General features: G+C 71.4%; 15 protein-coding genes. All 15 read right to left on the bottom strand.

Features of this window, described 5'->3' with window-relative positions:
- Positions 1-17 precede the first annotated feature (17 nt).
- The 15 genes from ACWDZ4_RS32580 to ACWDZ4_RS32510 all read right to left on the bottom strand — a co-directional run bounded on the left by ACWDZ4_RS32580 (position 18) and on the right by ACWDZ4_RS32510 (position 16,364).
- Entirely contained in the window at positions 18-671 is a 654-nt protein-coding gene (locus ACWDZ4_RS32580; protein ID WP_451511992.1) for a hypothetical protein, read from the bottom strand.
- A 54-nt stretch (positions 672-725) separates the two neighbouring features.
- Entirely contained in the window at positions 726-1,589 is an 864-nt protein-coding gene (locus ACWDZ4_RS32575; RefSeq protein ID WP_451511991.1) for an NAD(P)H-binding protein, read from the bottom strand.
- A gap of 46 nt (positions 1,590-1,635) precedes the next feature.
- The gene (locus ACWDZ4_RS32570; protein WP_451511990.1) at positions 1,636-2,361 is read right to left on the bottom strand and encodes a class I SAM-dependent methyltransferase; all 726 of its coding nucleotides are present in this window, start codon (positions 2,359-2,361) and stop codon (positions 1,636-1,638) included.
- Between the two features lie 182 nt (positions 2,362-2,543).
- Positions 2,544-3,488: an SCO6745 family protein gene (locus ACWDZ4_RS32565; protein WP_451511989.1), complete on the bottom strand. Its 945-nt coding sequence runs from the start codon at positions 3,486-3,488 to the stop codon at positions 2,544-2,546.
- A gap of 46 nt (positions 3,489-3,534) precedes the next feature.
- Positions 3,535-5,100, bottom strand: coding sequence for an acyl-CoA carboxylase subunit beta (locus ACWDZ4_RS32560; RefSeq protein ID WP_451511988.1), 1,566 nt, complete (start codon positions 5,098-5,100; stop codon positions 3,535-3,537).
- Positions 5,055-5,906, bottom strand: a complete 852-nt coding sequence (locus tag ACWDZ4_RS32555; RefSeq protein WP_451511987.1) for a 4'-phosphopantetheinyl transferase family protein — start codon at positions 5,904-5,906, stop codon at positions 5,055-5,057. The genes ACWDZ4_RS32560 and ACWDZ4_RS32555 overlap by 46 nt, the downstream gene beginning before the upstream one ends.
- Positions 5,903-7,288 (bottom strand): MFS transporter, encoded by a 1,386-nt coding sequence (locus tag ACWDZ4_RS32550; RefSeq protein ID WP_451511986.1) that lies wholly within the window; start codon positions 7,286-7,288, stop codon positions 5,903-5,905. Before ACWDZ4_RS32550 ends, ACWDZ4_RS32555 begins: the two co-directional genes overlap by 4 nt.
- A 93-nt stretch (positions 7,289-7,381) precedes the next feature.
- Complete coding sequence (locus tag ACWDZ4_RS32545) at positions 7,382-9,760, bottom strand: SDR family oxidoreductase (RefSeq protein ID WP_451511985.1); 2,379 nt, start codon at positions 9,758-9,760, stop codon at positions 7,382-7,384.
- A 2-nt stretch (positions 9,761-9,762) separates the two neighbouring features.
- Positions 9,763-10,707: an aromatase/cyclase gene (locus ACWDZ4_RS32540; RefSeq protein ID WP_451511984.1), complete on the bottom strand. Its 945-nt coding sequence runs from the start codon at positions 10,705-10,707 to the stop codon at positions 9,763-9,765.
- A 41-nt stretch (positions 10,708-10,748) separates the two neighbouring features.
- A complete protein-coding gene (fabG, locus tag ACWDZ4_RS32535; protein WP_451511983.1) occupies positions 10,749-11,534 on the bottom strand; it encodes a 3-oxoacyl-ACP reductase FabG in 786 nt (261 codons plus the stop codon).
- Between the two features lie 71 nt (positions 11,535-11,605).
- A complete protein-coding gene (locus tag ACWDZ4_RS32530; protein ID WP_451511982.1) occupies positions 11,606-11,875 on the bottom strand; it encodes an acyl carrier protein in 270 nt (89 codons plus the stop codon).
- 111 nt (positions 11,876-11,986) lie between these two features.
- On the bottom strand, positions 11,987-13,204 hold the full coding sequence (locus ACWDZ4_RS32525; protein WP_451511981.1) for a ketosynthase chain-length factor: 1,218 nt from the start codon (positions 13,202-13,204) through the stop codon (positions 11,987-11,989).
- The gene (locus tag ACWDZ4_RS32520; protein WP_451512020.1) at positions 13,201-14,472 is read right to left on the bottom strand and encodes a beta-ketoacyl-[acyl-carrier-protein] synthase family protein; all 1,272 of its coding nucleotides are present in this window, start codon (positions 14,470-14,472) and stop codon (positions 13,201-13,203) included. Before ACWDZ4_RS32520 ends, ACWDZ4_RS32525 begins: the two co-directional genes overlap by 4 nt.
- 34 nt (positions 14,473-14,506) lie before the next feature.
- A complete protein-coding gene (locus ACWDZ4_RS32515) occupies positions 14,507-14,836 on the bottom strand; it encodes a TcmI family type II polyketide cyclase (protein ID WP_451511980.1) in 330 nt (109 codons plus the stop codon).
- A 52-nt stretch (positions 14,837-14,888) separates the two neighbouring features.
- Positions 14,889-16,364: an FAD-dependent monooxygenase gene (locus tag ACWDZ4_RS32510; RefSeq protein ID WP_451511979.1), complete on the bottom strand. Its 1,476-nt coding sequence runs from the start codon at positions 16,362-16,364 to the stop codon at positions 14,889-14,891.
- Positions 16,365-17,007 lie beyond the last annotated feature (643 nt).

The following is a 17,007-nucleotide window of genomic DNA, read 5'->3' as shown; positions in this document are numbered from 1 at the left end:
CGTCGCCCGGCCCGGTTTCAGGCCGCCTCGATGTCGGCGGCCACGGTGCACAGTACGTATTCGGGCGGCGCCCCTTCGAGACGCGCGATCTCTTCCTGCCCCTCGAAGATCCTCGGGTCGGCCATCCACGCGTGGTACGAGTCCTCGTCGGCCCACATCGCGTAGTTGACGAACGTCCTGCCGTCGGGACTGATGTGCGGCGTGGCGGAGATGAACCCGCGGTGGTGACGCTTCCATGCACCGCTGCGGGCCAGCAGGTCCATCAGGGCGTCGAAGGACTCACGGCCGCGCAGGTGCCGGGTGGCGACGGCCACGTACGCCGGCTGCCCGCCGAGCTGGGGACCGTCGATGCCGGGGGCCGGAGTCCCCCGGAAAGCCGTCACCGCCCGTACGCCCGGCCTGCTCGACAGCGCCGTCAGCACGTCGGCGGTGCGGTTGCCCGCGAGCGCGGTCCAGTGGTCCGCCGCATCGCGCCACCGGCCACGGTGTATCACCGTCCGCCGGTCCGCACTCACGTGGACGCGGGAGGAGAGGAAACCCGGGCTGTGGCGTGTCCGCGCCGTGGACTCGGCAACGAGGGCGGCGACCAGCTCGTCGGCCGTCTCGGGCCGCTCGGCCGTCAGGACGTCAAAGGTGACGAAGCCGGCCTCGGGCGCGGGAATGTCTGTCATGTCGGAACTCCGTACGTGGTGTCCATGAGGCCGGTGCCGCTCGGTCGCCGCCGCTCAGCGGAAGGCATCGGCCCGCTCCACGGCCCAGGAACGGAAGGTCCGGGCCGGCGTGCCGGTCACCTCTTCCACGACCTTCGAGCCGACCTCCGGCTCCTTGGTGAGCGTCGCGAAGTAGTCGAGCGCCCCGTCCGCGTACGAGGGCGGCCAGCCGCTGTCCACCATCGCCTGCCGAGCGGCGCCGTGTTCGATGTCCTGCCAGGACAACTCGCGTCCGAGCACCTCGCCGATGATGCGTACCTGCTCCGCCTGGGAGAGCTCTTCGGGGCCGGAGACCAGGTACTTCTTCCGGGCGTGCCCGTCGCTGGTGAGCGCCTTGGCGCCGACGGCGGCGAGGTCGCTCTCGTCCACGGAGGTGCGGGTGGCCGCGCCGTACGGGTACCGGACCACGTCGCCGGTACGGATCTGGGCGGCGAACCCCATGGCGTTGCAGTGGAATCCGGTGGTCCGCAGGAACGTCCACTCGAGGGTCGTCCGCTCGAGCAGCTGCTCGATGTAGGCGTGGCAGTTGTTGTCCACCGGTTCGAGGCCGATGTGCACGCCGACGGACGAGACGAAGGCGACGCGCCGTGCTTTCGCCTCGATCTTCTTCAGGACCGCGGGCGCGGTGTCGACCGGGAGGGCGAAGAAGGGCCACATGAGGAAGACGCCGTCCACCCCTTCCAGGGCCTCGTCGAGGCTGTCCGGGTCGGCGAGGTCGCCGTAGCAGATCTCGACGCCCTGCGGCAGACGGCCGATGTTCGGGTCGTCCCGAAGGACCAGGGCGCGGACCCTGGCACCGGCGTCGAGCAGGTGGGCCACCGCGTGCGGCCCGACATTTCCGGTGGCCGCGGTGACCAGGACAACAGTGCGTGCAGTCATGATGGCTCCCTCGTGGAAACGGATGTGACATCGGAGTCGCGGCAGTTCAGCCCGCCGGGCGCTGCGCCCACGCCGAGACCATGAGCGTCGTCATGTCCCGCCCCTCCGGACGCCCCAGCAGGCCCATGAAGTCCGCGAGTTCGTCCGCGGTGACCATGCCGCCGTCCACCAGCGCATGACCCTCCTGCCTGAGCCGCAGGCCGATCAGTTCGTCATCGGCGGCGGACTGGCCGGGGCCCGCCGGCGTGAGCCGCACCTGGGGCGACGCCAGTCCGGCCCGGGCCAGTGCGGCGGGCAGGTGCCGTGCCCACCCCATGTCGGCCCCCTGCTCCTGCATGCGCCGCACGTACCCGCCGACCAGGGTGCGCCCTACGGCGGTCGCGGCGTGCTCGGCGGGCAGGTAGTAGAAGTCCTCCACCACCAGCCAGCCGCCGGGGGCCAGCCACCGCGCCGCACGCGCCAGCAGCGCGTCGGGGTCCTTCAGGTGTTCCAGCACGGCCCGCGCGAGGATGAGGTCGTAGGCACCGTCCCCGAACTCCTCGGAGGTGATGTCGGCTTGACGGATCGTCAGGTTGGCGGCGCGGCCGGCGTCCAGCCGGCTCGTGTCGATGTCGACAGCGAGTACGCCGCCCTCGGCGACCCGCTCCGCCAGCCAGTAGGACATCGACCCGGCTCCGGCACCCAGTTCGAGGCACTTCCCGTCACGGCCCACGGGAAGCGCCTCGACGACGGCCCGGGTCACCGGATCGTATTTCCTCTCGAACAGCTGCATCTGGTCGAGTTGCGAGAATTGGTTCCGGGTCAGTGATCCCGTGCTGTACGACTGCGCCGGAGCACCGTCCGCCATGTCCCATGCCTTTCACGTCCGTCGGCGTTTCTTCGCCTGTGCAACCAGCTTCTTCGGTCACGGAGAGCCGTTCAAGGATTCCCGTATCAGATGTGTCCGCGGCTCTGTCACGCTTGTGTCAAATCCAGCGGGGCACTACGGGCGCCGGCCTGCCCGCGCGGGTTCTCGGCGGGGTCTCCGGCGGGCCGGAAGAATCCGGCGAGCTGCGGGGGAAAGGCTCCGGCCGCTCCGGCGGTCCGGCCGAATTCCTCGGTGCGGCGGGTGAGTTCCGCGACGCCTGCCGCGCCGAGGTGCCGGTACGGACCACGGTCCCCGCGGTCCGTCTCCTCCTCCAGTTCCGTACGGAGCCGGCGGCCCCGCCCGGTCAGTGCCCCGTCGGCGGTCATCAGTCCGCGCTCGCGCAGCCGGTCCTCGGCAGCGGCCCAGTCCTGCCGGGACCAGCCGCGCTGGGCCATGACCGCGTCGCGCGGCATTCCCGCGTCGCTCGCGCAGTGCGAGACCAGCGCCTCGATTCCGTCCAGGCCCGCCGCGGACAGCGCGGCGACGTGGCTGTCGCCGCGGTGTTCGCGCAGCAGGGTGGCCGCGTACCAGAGCGCCAGGTGCGGCGCTTCGGGTACGGGCTGGTCGGCATGGGCCGCGTAGAGCGGGTGTCCGGGCCGGCCGCACCCCTCGACGGCGCGCAGCGCCAGCCGGGCCGCCTCCCGCAGCGGGCGTGCGGTGAGGGCCTCGGCCCCGAGCACCCGGCGCAGGGTGGTGTCGGCCGCGCGCAACCGGGCGGCCAGCACCTCCTCGGGTGTCACCTGTTCCCAGACGGCCGGAAGGTGCCGGGCGACCGTGTCGTACCGGAAGTTGTGGAACACGGCGGTGACCACGCCCGGACCGACCCTCCCCAGCGCCGCGGCCCGGCCGGCCAGGTAGCAGCCCATCGGGTCGCCGACGCCCCTGGTGGCCAGTTCCCTGCCGAGGTCGGGACTGAAGTACACCGTGGAGTGAAGGACGTTCAGCGCGTTCTGACACCGCCGGGCGGCGGGTTGCGCGGGCGAGGGGGACATGGCCGATGCTCCGTTGCGTGGGAGGAGAGGAGGGTGGAAGGGAGGGTTACTGAGGGGGGTTGCCGTGCTTGCGCGAGGGCAGGTCCGCGTGCTTGGCGCGCAGCATGCCGAGCGAGCGGATCAGGACCGAGCGGGTCTGGCGCGGGTCGATGACGTCGTCGATCAGGCCGCGTTCGGCCGCGTAGTAGGGGTGCATCAGCTCGTCCTTGTACTCCGCGATCCGTTGCTCGCGTACGGCCCGCGGGTCGTCGGCCGCGTTGATCTCGCGGCGGAAGACCACGTTGGCCGCGCCCTCCGCGCCCATCACCGCGATCTCGTTGGTGGGCCAGGCCAGCGCCAGGTCGGCGCCTATCGAGCGGGAGTCCATGACGATGTAGGCGCCGCCGTACGCCTTGCGCAGCACCAGCGAGATCCGCGGCACGGTGGCGTTGCAGTAGGCGTACAGCAGCTTGGCGCCGCGCCGGATGATGCCGTTGTGCTCCTGGTCCACGCCCGGGAGGAAGCCGGGTACGTCGACCAGGGTGACCAGCGGGATGTTGAAGGCGTCGCAGAACTGGACGAAGCGGGCACCCTTCTCGGAGGCTTCGATGTCCAGCACGCCCGCCATGGAAGCGGGCTGGTTGGCGACGATGCCGACGACATGGCCGTCGAGGCGGGTGAACGCGCAGACGATGTTGGTCGCCCAGGCCGAGTGCACCTCGAAGTATTCGCCGTCGTCGGCGATCTCCTCGATGACCTTGCGGATGTCGTACGCCTGCCCCGATCCGGCCGGGACCAGGTCCAGCAGGGCTTCGTTGAGCCGGTCGGCCGGATCGGCGCAGCGCTCGACGGGCGCCAGCTCGCGGTTGTTGGCGGGCAGCAGCGACAGCAGGTAGCGCACGTCCTCGAGGCAGTGCTCCTCGTCGTCGTACGCGAAGTGGGAGACGCCCGAGACGCCCGCATGGACGTCGGCGCCGCCGAGGCCGTTCTGGCTGATCTCCTCACCGGTGACGGCTTTGACGACGTCGGGTCCGGTGATGAACATCTGCGAGGTCTCACGGACCATGAACACGAAGTCGGTGAGCGCCGGGCTGTAGGCGGCGCCGCCCGCGCAGGGGCCGAGCATCACCGAGATCTGCGGGATGACACCGGAGACGCGGGTGTTGCGCTGGAAGATGCCGCCGTATCCGGCCAGCGCGGTGACGCCCTCCTGGATCCGGGCGCCCGCACCGTCGTTGAGGCTGACCACCGGTGCGCCGGCGGCCTCGGCCAGGTCCATGATCTTGTGGATCTTCTGCGCGTGTGCCTCGCCGAGCGCGCCGCCGAAGACCCGGAAGTCATGGGCGTAGACGAAGACCGTACGGCCGTGCACGGTGCCCCAGCCGGTGATGACGCCGTCGCCGTGCGGCTTCTTGTGCTCCAGGCCGAAGCCGCTCGCCCGGTGTCTGCGCAGGGCTTCGACCTCGTTGAACGATCCCTTGTCCAGGAGCAGTCCGATGCGCTCGTGGGCGGTCAGTTTCCCCTTGGCGTGCTGGCGTTCGGTGGCGGCCGGATCGGGACCGCGCCGTGCCGATTCCTTCAGGTCGGTCAGCTTGCCGACCCGGGAGAGGATCGTCTCTTCTGCTCCGGACATGGGGTGTGCACCTTCCGTGGGTAGGGGGTGGCCGCGGTGGCGAAGGCGCCGTCGGTCAGCTCCAGCCGGTGGATCTCGACCGTCCGGGGCTTGGGCCCCTGGACGGCGGCCGCGGCGGCGTGCGTAGGGGGGCAGGCGACGTCGAACACGGCCCAGCCGGGCGGGTGCCCGCCGCGGTCGGCGCCGAGGTAGTCGTGGGCCGGAGAGCGGCTCAGCCCCGTTCCGATGCCTTTGAGGTAGGCCTCCTTGCGGGTCCAGAGCCGGCCGAACGGCTCGCTCCTCTCCCCGCGGGGGATCCGCGCCAGCTCGGCGCGCTCTCGCGGGTGCAGCGCCGGGGCGCAGACCTCGACGGTCTCCTCGCGGGGCAGCCGCTCCACGTCCACGCCGACGGGGACGGCCGCGATGCCGACGAGGGCCAGACCGGCGCTGTGGGAGAGGGAGAAGTGCAGGGGCGGCGAAGTCCCGGCCAGGGCCGGGCGGCCGTGCGCCCCGCCGCAGCCGGGGCAGGGCTCGCAGACGAACCGTACGTCCCGGGGCGCGACGCCCGTGTAGCGGCCCAGCAGCCGGCGCAGCGCGACGTGGGCGGTCGCGTAGAGCAGCGCCTGGGCCGGACGGACAAAGGATTTCGCCCGGCGCCGCTCGGTGTCGTCGAGTTCCGGGAAGCCGAACTCCGTGAAGTCGGGTTCCGGAAGGCCGGGTTCCGGGAGGCCGGGCGCTGTCGCTTCGCTCTGCGGGGGGCCGTGCACCAGCCACAGGTCGAGCCGGTCCGGGGAGACGGCGCCCGGTGCGCCGGCGGGTCCGCTCACCGCAGGCCGCGCAGCGCGACGAGGAAGCCGGCCAGGCCGACGGCCGTGAGCAGCCCCAGAGCGGGGCCGTATCCCACGGTGTACAGCGCGGAGGTCAGCCCGACCATGAGCGCGGCGCCCAGTTGCACCGCCGTCTGGTACAGCCCGCTCGCCGCCGCCTGCCGCTGGGCGGCGACCGAGCCGGTGGCCTGGAGGTGGAACGCCGTGAAGGCGAGCACGAACGCGGCGCCGACGAGCAGCATGGTGGGCAGTACGTCGGTGAGGTACCGCACCTCGGCGGGGGCGCCGCGCGGGTAGAGCAGGTAACCGAGGGGTGCGGCGGCGGCACCGGCCGCGATCAGCCGGGCCGGGCCGAACCGGGCCGCGACGCGGCCCGAGTGCAGCGCGGTGAGCGCGAGCGGGGCGCTGGCCGGCAGGAAGGCGAGCCCGGTCTCCAGCGGGCTCCACCCGGCGCGTTGCTGCAGGTGCAGGGTGCTCAGGAGGAGCAGCCCGAGGTACGAGCCGTTGAACGCCGCGGCACCGAGTGCGGAGCGCAGCAGCGGCCCGTGGGTGAGCAGGCCCAGGTTCAGCAGCGGCTCCCGGGCCGTCAGCTCGCCGCGTACGTACACCACGCCGAGCAGCGCCGCGAGGGCGAACGCGCCGGCCGTACGCGGATGCTGCCACCCGGTGCCGGGTACGGAGGTGATCGCGTACACCAGCAGCAGCGTCGCGCCGGTGAGGCTGAGCGCGCTCGCGACGCCGTACCGCCCGGTGGTGTCCTTGCGTGGTGCGTCGTGCGGGACCAGCCACAGCCCGGCGGCGAACAGCAGCAGGGCGACCGGGGCCGGGAAGGCGAAGGTCCAGCGCCAGCTCACCTCGGTGAGCAGCCCCGAGAGCAGCAGTCCCGCCGAGAAACCGCTGGCGCCGAAGAGGGAGTAGACCGACACCGCCCTGCCGCGGGCGGGGCCCTCGGGGAACACCGAGGTGATGATGGCGAGCCCGGTGGGCGCGGTCAGCGCGGCGCAGAAGCCCTTCACCAGGCGCGTGGCGATCAGCAGCGGCCCGCTGTCCGCGAGGGCGCCCACCAGCGACGCGGCGGAGAAGACGAGGAGCGCGGCAAGGTAGACGCGGCGGCGTCCGAGCAGCGTCACCAGACGCCCGCCGAAGAGCAGCAGCCCGCCGAACCCGACGGCGAACCCGCTGACCACCCAGTGCAGTTGCGCCACGGGCAGGCCGAGGTCGCCGCCGACGGCGGGCAGCGCCACCAGCGCCACGGACACTTCGAGGGCGTCGATGAGCATGTTGCCCGCGAGCACGAACAGCAGGCCCCACAGGGCCGGGCTCCACCGCCCGCTCGTCGTGTCCGGCACGGCCGGGGGCCGGGGCGTCGTCGGAGGTGTCATGGTCCCGTTCCGCCGTAGTGGCTGGGTGACTGGCAGGGGAGAGGGGTGGCCGGCCGGCGGGGGTCCGCCGGCCGCCTCGGTGTGCCGGCCGCTTCAACCGAGCAGCGTGCCCCCGGTGGCGTCCACGAAGGAGCCGGTGATCCAGCGGGCCTCGTCGGTGGCGAGGAAGGCCACCACATCGGCCACGTCCTCCGGCTCGCCGATCCGGTTGAACGCGGAGAGCTGCGCCATCTGCTCGACCGCCTCGGGGATGCCGAAGACGGGGTTGTCGTTGCGGGTGATGCCCGGCGCCACGCTGTTGATGGTGATGTTGCGCGGTCCGAGGTACTTGGCGAAGTGCAGCGCGAGCTGGTCGACGGCGCCCTTGGTCATCGCGTACGCGATCTCGTCCGGGTTCGCGAAACGGGTGAGGCCGGAGGTGATGTTGATGATGCGCCCGCCGTCGGGCATGTTCTTCAGGGCCCGCTGGATGAGGAAGAACGGAGCCTTGGCGTTGACCGCGAAGAGCTGGTCGAACTTCTCGGGTGTGGTGTCCTCGGGCTTGACGCCGCCCATGACGCCCGCGTTGTTGACCAGGATGTCGAGGCCGGTGGTTCCGGTGCGCTCCCGCAGCCCGCTCTCCAGGCCCAGGAACAACTCGTGGACGTCGCCGGGAACGCCCAGCTCCGCGCGGACGGTGAAGGCCCGGCCGCCGTCCTTCTCGATCAGGGTGACGACGTCGTCGGCCGCTTCCCGGTTGGCGGTGTAGTGGACGGCGACGAGCGCGCCCTCCTGCGCCAGCCGCAGGGCGGCCGCACGGCCCATGCCGCGGCTCGATCCTGTGACGAGCGCGGTCTTGCCCGTGAGCCTGTTCATGTCTGTTCTCCGATTCTTCTTCGCCGGTGCCTGTACCGGTGCTGTGACGGGGGTGGTGTCCGGGGCTGTGACGAGGGCTGTGTCCGGGGTCCGCGCGGATACCGGGGCCCGTTGCGCGGCCGGGACCCCGGTCGCCCGGGGGGGCTGTCCGAACCAGCGGTTCAGGGCCGTCGTAAGGTCCGTGCCGCCGGTGTCGGCCCACACCACATGGCCGTCGGGCCGTACCAGGAGGGCGCCGGTGTCCGGCGCCGCGAGGTCCTCGGACACGGAGGTGGCCGTCACCGTGTGCACCAGGTCCGCCCAGGGGGCGGCGAGGGCACGCGACTCCTCGCGGCGTGCGGCGTCGCCCGGCAGGAGGAGCAGCACACCGCGCCCGCTGCACAGCAGGGAGGCGCTGGTGGTGGTGGACTCGGTGGTGGTGATGTCCGCGTGCGGAAGGCGGCGGCCGAGCAGCGGGTGCCGGCCGGGGCCCACGTCGTAGCGGATGTCGAGACCGGAGATCATTCCGGCCAGGTGCGCGCGTACGTTCTCGCTGCCCGCGGCCAGCTCGGCGAAGACCTGCCGGACCGGCTCGACCTCGGCGGAACCGAGCAGCAGCAGCGCCTGTGCCCTGATGTTGTTCAGGACCCGCTGCCCGACGGCGTGCCGCTCGCCGTGGTAGCTGTCGAGCAGACCGTCGGGGCCCCGCTGCCGCACCTGGGCGGCCAGCTTCCAGCCGAGGTTGACGGCGTCCTGCAGGCCCAGGTTGAGGGCCTGGCCGCCGATCGGCATCTGCTGGTGCGCCGCGTCACCGGCCAGGAAGAGCCGGTGGTCGCGGTAGCGGCGGGCCTGTCGGGAGGCGTCACCGAAGGAGTTCACCCACAGCGGGGTTCCGGCGCCGATGTCCTCCCCGGTGACGCGCTTCCAGGTGTCGGCGACATCCGCGAAGTCCGGTTGCCCGCCGCGCGGCCGGGCACCGAACTCGTGCACCATCACCCGGGTCACGCCGTCGGGACGCCGGGCGGCGACGGCGAGTCCGCCCTCCAGCCGCTCGAAGCGGCGGTTGGGGACGTCGATGCCGGCCACGTCGGCGCGCAGCATGTCGCGGGTGGCGTCGGCGCCGGGGAAGTCGAAACCTCCCAGGCGGCGCACGGCGCTGTTCTCGCCGTCGCAGCCGACGACGCACAGGGCCCGGAAGGACGCCGTCGTGCCGTCCGTAAGGCGCGCCTCGGCTTCTGTGTAGTCCCCGGTCACGGTCAGCCCGGTCAGCTCGTGACCGCGCCGGACGTCCGCGCCCAGGTCCTGCGCCCACCGGCCCAGCAGCTCCTCGATCCGGGTCTGCAGGACCTTCCACTGGCCCGGGTAGCGGCTGGGGAGCGTGAGGTCGAGCGGGATGCCCCCGAAGTGGCCCTTGCGGTCGTTCGGCACGTCGCCGAGCTGCCGCAGCAGGCCCCGGCTGTCAAGGATCTCCATGGTGCGGGCGTGCAAGGTGGACGCCCGCGACTCGGTGGTCGGCGCGGTGAGCTTTTCGAGGACCACCACGTCCGCGCCGGCCAGCCGCAGCTCCCCGGCGAGCATGAGCCCCACCGGGCCCGCGCCGACCACGATCACCTGAGTGCTGGTGCGGTCCTCCCCCATGGTCAGACCTTGGCTTCCGCGTAGTCCTTGGCGTGGTTCAAGGTGGCGCGGCTGTTGGTGCTCAGGGCTGTCCGTACGTACTCCCGGGCGTCGGCGACGGTCGCGTCGGCGCCCAGGATCCGGGTGATGTTCTCGGTGTTGAGGGTGACGGTGTGCTGCGAGGACGCGGCGACCCCGGCGCCGTTCTCCTCGAACGTCCAGTAACCGGTGTGCAGCGTCATCAGCGCCGGCAGGGTGACCTGCTTGTAGGCGATCTTCTGGTGCGGGAAGGTCACCCGGTAGGACTTGGTGGTGTGCACCGAACCGTCCTTGGCCCGGGTGTCCATCTCCAGTGTCTGCAGGCCCGGGGTGTCCTCGTCGAGCCGGACGGTGGCCACGTGCGGGAGCCGCTCGGGCCACAGGTGGGCCTCGTTGACGAAGTCGTAGACGTCCTTGGCCGAGCCGGCGACATGGACCGTGTCCTCGAAGGAGAAGGTCAGCTCCTCGGCCGCGTGGGCCAGCTCGACATTCGTCTTGAGCGCGGCCAGTTCGGAGCGGGAGTTGCGGTCGACGGCCTCGTCGATCCACCGCAGGCTCTGCGGGTCGTCGTCGACGGCCCGGTAGTCGTGCAGCAGCCGGACCCGGGCGGTGGACCCGGAGAGCGGCTCGATGACCCAGGTGCCGCCCATCGAGGCGACCGGGGGCGCGGAGACCTCCTGGCGGAAGGTGATCCGCAGCTGTTCCGGATCGAGGGTGCGGTACGACGTCCAGTTCTTGGCCTCGCCGTTGGCGGTGGCCCAGATGCGGATGCGCTCGGTGCGCCCGCTCTTCTCGACGTGGTCGACGTGGATGGTCGGCGGGAAGATCCTCGGCCAGTTCTGCACCTCGGCGATCAACCGGTAGACGGCGGTGGCCGGGGCCGAGACCGTGATCTCGTGCTCCACCTCGCGCGGGCCGGGCTGCGGCATGGTCGTACTCCTCGGGTTCGGGTTCGCTTCTCGGGGCCGGCTCAGAAGTTGCCGAGTCCACCGCAGACGTTGAGGGCCTGGGAGGTGATGGAGGCGGCGGTGTCGGAGGCCAGGTAGCCGACGAGGCCGGCCACCTCCTCGGGGGTGGAGTAGCGGCCCAGCGGGATCTTCGCCTGGAACTTTTCGAGGATCGCCTCCTCGGTGGCGTCGTACGCGGCCGCGTAGCCCTGCCGGACGCGCTGGGCCATCGGTGTCTCGACGTAGCCGGGGCAGACCGCGTTGACGGTGATGCCGGTGGGGGCCAGCTCGTTGCCGAGTGCCTTGGTGAAGCCGACGACGCCGTGCTTGGAGGCCGAGTACGGGGCGCCGAGGACGACGCCCTGCTTGCCGGCGGTGGAGGCGATGTTGATGATCCGGCCACGGTTCTTGTGGCGCAGCCCACCGGTGGTGAGCACCTCGCGGGTCAGCCGGAACACGCTGTTGAGGTTGGTGTCGATGACGTCGTGCCACAGCTCGTCGTCGATGTCGGCGGTGATTCCCCCGCCGCTGCGGCCGGCGTTGTTGACCAGTACGTCCACGGTGCCGAAGCGCTCGACGGCGGCCTGCACGAAGGCACGGGCGTCAGCGGACGAGCGGACGTCGAGGGTGGTGCCGTCGACCTGAAGACCTTCGTCCTGGAGCTGCTTGACGGTGGCGGCGACGTTCTCGGCGTTGCGCGCGCCGATGAACACCCGGTGTCCCTGGCCGGCCAGGAGGCGGGCGACGGCGAGCCCGATTCCGCTGGTCGCGCCGGTGACGAGGGCTACTGGCTGGTCCTGTTGCGACATGTCTCTTCTCCGGTGGGTGCTCGTGTCCGGGAGCGGCCGCCGCGGGCTGTGCGGCGGCCGCGAGCGGGCTGTCAGGCGGTGACGGCGTCCTTGAGGCAGGTGTTGACCGCCGCGACCAGGGCGCGCGGGGTGCGGTGGTCGGTGAAGATGTCGTCGTCCAGGGAGATGCCGTACTCGCGTTCGATCCGGCCGCCGGTCTCCAGCAGGGCCAGTGACTCGTAGCCCAGCGCCTCGAAGTCGGTGTCGAGGATGTCGCCGTCGAGGTCGATGTTCTCGTCGGATCCGGCGCTCTCCAGCAGGATCTGCTTGAGGGCCTCGATGGTGAATTCCTGCTCGGACATGGGGGTCCCTTCGTCGGTCGTACGCAGCCGGGTGCACGGCTGCGGAGGGGGTGGGGTGCCCGCCGTCCTCGCCCCCGGGGGACGCGGACGGCGGTGGGCCGGGCCGTGGGGTCAGTCGGCGGCCCGGACGACCACGGCGGAGTTGAAGCCGCCGTAGCCGCGGGCGAGGATCAGCGCGGTGCGCACCGGGGCGGTCCGGGGCTGCCCGGTCACCAGGTCGATGGCGTACTCGGGCGACAGTTCCACGTTGGTGGTGGGCGGGATCAGGCCCTCGCGGATGGCCAGCACGGCGGAGACCACGTCCACCGGAGCGGCGCCGGAGTAGAGCCGGCCGGTCATCGTCTTGGGCGCGGTGACCGGCACCCCGGAAGGGCCGAAGACGGCGCTGATGGCGTCGGCCTCCTCGCGGTCCAGCCGAGGGGTGCCCGCGGCGTCGGCGAACACCACGTCGACCTGGCCCGCCTCGACGCCGGCGTCCGCGAGCGCCACTTCGATGGCGCGGCGCAGTCCGGGCTCACGGCCGCTTCCCGGTTTCGGGTCGAAGGTCGACCCGTATCCGGCGACCTCACCGTAGATGTTCTGCGCGCCGCGCTCGCGGGCCGTCTGCTCGTCCTCCAGGGTGATCAGCGCGCCGCCCTCGCCGGGCACGTAGCCGTCGGCGGCCGCGTCGAAGGGCAGGTAGGCCCGGTCGGGGTCGCTGCTGGTGGACAGCCGGCCGCCGGCGATCTGCGCGACCCAGCCCCAGGTGCAGACCGGCGCGTCGAAGCCGCCGGAGAAGATCAGCTTGCTGCCCTTGCGGATCTGCCGGCGGGCCTGGGCGATCGCGTCGAGGCCGCCCGCGTGGTCGCTGACGACCACACCGCTGGGACCCCGCATGCCGTTGCGGATGGAGATCTGGCCGCTGTTGACCGCGTAGAACCAGGCGAAGGACTGGTAGGCGCTGACGTACTCGCTGCCCTGGCTCCACAGTTTCTTCAGCTCGTTCTGGCCGAACTCGAAGCCGCCCGCCGTGGAGGCGGTGACGACGCCCATGTCGAACTCGGGGATGTCGCCGGGCTGTATGCCCGCGTCCTTGAAGGCACAGTCCGCGGCGACCAGGGCGAGCCGGGTCATCCGGTCCGTCTGCGGGATCAGCCTGCTGGGCAGGAGCTCCTCGGCGACGAAGTCGCGGATCTCACCGGCCAGTTGGGACGGGTAGGGCGTCGGGTCGAAGTGGGTGACGCGGCCGATGGCGTTCTTGCCGACCCGGGTCGCGGACCAGAAGGCGTCGATGCCGAGTCCGTTGGGGGTGGCGACGCCGATGCCGGTGATCACTGTCCTGGCGCTCATGCGGCGCTCCTCTCGGGACGGGCCAGCACCATCGCGCTCTGGAACCCGCCGAATCCGCTGCCGACCGTGAGCACCGCGTCGGTGCGCTGCTCGCGTGCGGTGAGCGGCACGTAGTCCAGGTCGCACTCCGGGTCGGGGGTGTGCAGGTTGGCGGTGGGCGGTACCACCTGGTTCTCCATCGCGAGCACGGAGGCGGCGATCTCGATCGACCCGATCGCACCCAGCGAGTGGCCCACCATCGACTTGATGGAGCTGACCGGCGTGCGGTAGGCGTGCTCACCAAGGCTGAGCTTGAACGCCGCGGTCTCGTGGCGGTCGTTCTGCTTGGTGCCCGAGCCGTGTGCGTTGATGTAGTCGACGGACTCGGGGTTCATCCGCGCCTCGCCCAGCGCCACCTTGATGGCCTCGGCCATCTCCCGGCCGTCGGGACGCAGCCCGGTCATGTGGAAGGCGTTGCAGCGGGAGGCGTACCCGGCTATCTCGGCGTAGATGTGCGCACCGCGCTTGCGCGCGCTGTGCAGCTCCTCCAGGACGAACACGGCGGAGCCCTCACCGAGCACGAAGCCGTTGCGGGTGCCGTCGAAGGGCCGCGAGGCGTGCTCGGGGTCGTCGTTGCGCGGGGTGGTCGCCTTGATGGCGTCGAAGCACGCCATCGTGATCGGGGAGATCGGGGCGTCCGTCGCGCCGGTGATCATGACGTCGGCGGTGCCCTCGCGGATCAGCTCGGCGGCGTGGCCGACCGAGTCGATGCCGGAGGTGCAGCCGGTGGAGACCACGGTGGCCGGCCCCTCGGCGCCGACCGCCCAGGCCACTTCGGCCGAGATCGAGCTGGGTACGAAGTAGTTGTACAGGTGCTGCGGGGCGTAGGTGTGGTCGACCAGGTCGAGCCGGCCGTCGTCGCTCACCACCCGGTACTCGTCGTCGAGCCCGGTGGTCGCGCCGACCGCGCTGCCGATGGTGACACCGGTGCGGTGGGGGTCGAACCCGGCGAGGTCGAGGCCGCTGTCGGCGAGCGCCTCGCGGGCGGTGACCACGCCGAACTGGGCGGCGCGGTCCATGCGGCGGATCTCCTGTGGAGACAGCCCGTGCAGTCGCGGGTCGAAGTCCACCTCGGCCGCGATCCTGGAACGGAACGAAGAGGGGTCGAAGAAGGTGATCGCCCGGGTCGCCGTGCGGCCTTCGCTCAGCAGACTCCAGAAGTTCTTGGCACCGATACCGCCCGGTGCCAGCACTCCGACCCCTGTGATCACTACCCGGCGTCCCATCAGTGGTCGCCTCCCCTCGTGTCGGCGTGCTGCGGGCTCATGCGGAAGCCGTCCAGTCGTAGAAACGGGTGGCCATCGCATCGGCCGGGGACCGCCAGGTCGCCGGGTCGTAAGCCTCGATGAACGGCTTGAGGTCCTGGCTGATCTGCACGAACCTCGGGTCCGTCTTGGCGTCCTCGATCAGTTCTCCGCCGTTGTCCGCGTCGAAGTCCTGCAGGTGGAAGTACAGGCCCTTGTAGGCGAACAGCTGGCGGCGCCGGGTGCCCATGCGGTGCGGCATCTCGCTCCGGTCGAACTCGGCGAAGAGCCTGCCGACTTCGGCGCTCGACTCGAGGTCCATCCGGGCCACGATCAGGGTGCTGTGCATCTGTTCTCTCTTCCGTGGGTCGTCGAGGAGGTACGAGGGGGCTGGGCGGGGTTCAGACCGGGCGAGGCGCTCCGAACCAGGTCTCCAGGGCCGTCGGCAGGTCGTGGTGGCTGCCCGGTGCGGCCCAGGCGACATAGCCGTCGGGACGGACCAGTACGGCCGAGGTCCCCCGGAGGCCACTGGCCCGGCTGACCGCGTGCGGCCCGGCGGTGACGATGTCCACCCGGTCGGCCCAGCCCGCGGCCCTGCGCCGCAGGCGCGGGTTGTCCTCGAGGTCGAGCAGCACGCCGCGGGCGGAGTGCAGGAGTTCGGTGCTGCTGGTCCTTCGGACGTCACCGGCCAGTTCGAGGTGCGGCATCCGCCTGCCGAGCAGCGGGTGGGTGCCGGCGCCGACGCTGTAGGTGATCTCCAGACCGCTCACCATGGCGGCCAGGTGCTGGGCGACCTCCTCGTAGGCGAGGAGTTCGGTGAGCACGTCGCGCAGCGGCTGCACCTCGGGGCCGCTGAGGAAGAGCAGTCCCTGGGCCTGGGTGTTCATCAGCAGCCGCTTGCCGACCGCGTGGCGCTCGCTGTGATACGTGTCGAGAAGGCCCTGCGGTGCCCAGCCGTTGACGACGGCGGCGAGCTTCCAGCCCAGGTTGACCGCGTCCTGGATGCTGGTGTTCATGCCCTGTCCACCGGCCGGGAGGTGGATGTGCGCGGAGTCGCCGGCCAGGATGACGCGCCCCCGGCGGTACTCGGTGACCTGGCGGGTGGCGTTGCCGAAGGAGCTGACCCATACCGGCTCGGCGTGCGAGATGTCGTCGCCGGTCAGACGCTTCCACGCGTCGGCGACTTCCTCGAAGGACGGCGGGACCTCCCTGCGCTGCGGCGGGGTGCCGCGCTCGCAGACGATGATGCGGGTGGTGTCGCCGGGCAGCGGGCCGGCCATGACCATGCCGCCGGGCAGCGTCTCGCCGATCATGCGGGGCTGGATGTCGACGCCCTTGATGTCGGCGAGGAACATCTCCATCGTGGCGGCGGTGCCGGGGAAGTCGAACCCGGCCGCCTTGCGCACCGCGCTGCGCCCGCCGTCGCAGCCCACCAGGTAGGCCGCGCGCAGCCTGTGGGTGCCCGCGGGGCCGCGGACCTCGACCTCGACGCCGTCGCCCTCGTCCGTCAGGGAGAGGACCTCGTGGCCTCGCCGGATGTCGGCCCCCAGGCTGGTGGCCCACTCCTCGAGATGCGTCTCGGTGACGGACTGCGGGACGGTCTTGGCCGCCTGCAGGGCGCCTTCCAGGACGCCGAAGTCGATGGGCAGGCCGCCGAAGTGTCCCTGGTTGCTGGTCTCGATCTCGCCGAACCGGGAGAGTATCCCCCGCTGGTCGAAGACCTCCATGGTGCGTGCGGTGAATCCCAGCCCCCGCGATTCTCCGGTGCGCTCCGTGAGCCGCTCCAGGACGACGACGTCGACTCCCGCGAGCCGCAGTTCACCGGCGAGCATCATCCCGGCAGGACCCGCGCCCACGACAATCACTGCAGCGTCCATATACCTCTCCTCGGCCATCTCAGGGGTTCCTTCAAAGGGTTGGAGCATCGGCGGCACCAATGGCCCGCACATGCCGGATCACATGCAGCTCAAGACGGATCAACAGAAGCTATTGATGAGCCTGTTCGCCCGGCAAAAGAATTTCAAGACGCACCTCTTCATGCCTGCGTGATATTTCCTCACGCAACTGCACACTGGAAAGAAGCAGGTGAGAGAAGTGTCAGAAGAATGCAAACCCGCTGTTCCGGCCGCCAGGACGGCCGTACGTACCGCGGCGTCCGAGAAAGGCCTGAGATAAATATCAGGAGTACGCGGGGAGAAAATTTCCCGGCTGCCCGCAAAAGGTTCTGGAATCGGCACCGCCGCCCGTCGGCCGGGTGCGTACGGAATCCGCCGGCGCGGGGTGGCGAGGGGGCGCCGAGCCGGGCGGGGGCGGGCCGGCGGGCGAGCGGCCCCGGACAGGAGCCGGCGGCCCGGCGGCGGTGCCACGCACAGTGCGGCCGGGCCCTCGGGCCCCTCGACCGCGTGGCGCGGCCGAGGGGTGTCCGGGCCGGACGTCAGTCCTTGATCTCGCAGATGGGGGCGCCGGAGGTGAGGGAGGCGCCGACCTCGGCGGCCAGGCCCTTGATGGTGCCCGAGCGGT

Source organism: Streptomyces sp. NPDC003016 (assembly GCF_053591455.1).
The sequence above is the reverse complement of the archived record's forward strand: the minus strand, read 5'-3'. Positions and strand labels throughout refer to the sequence as shown.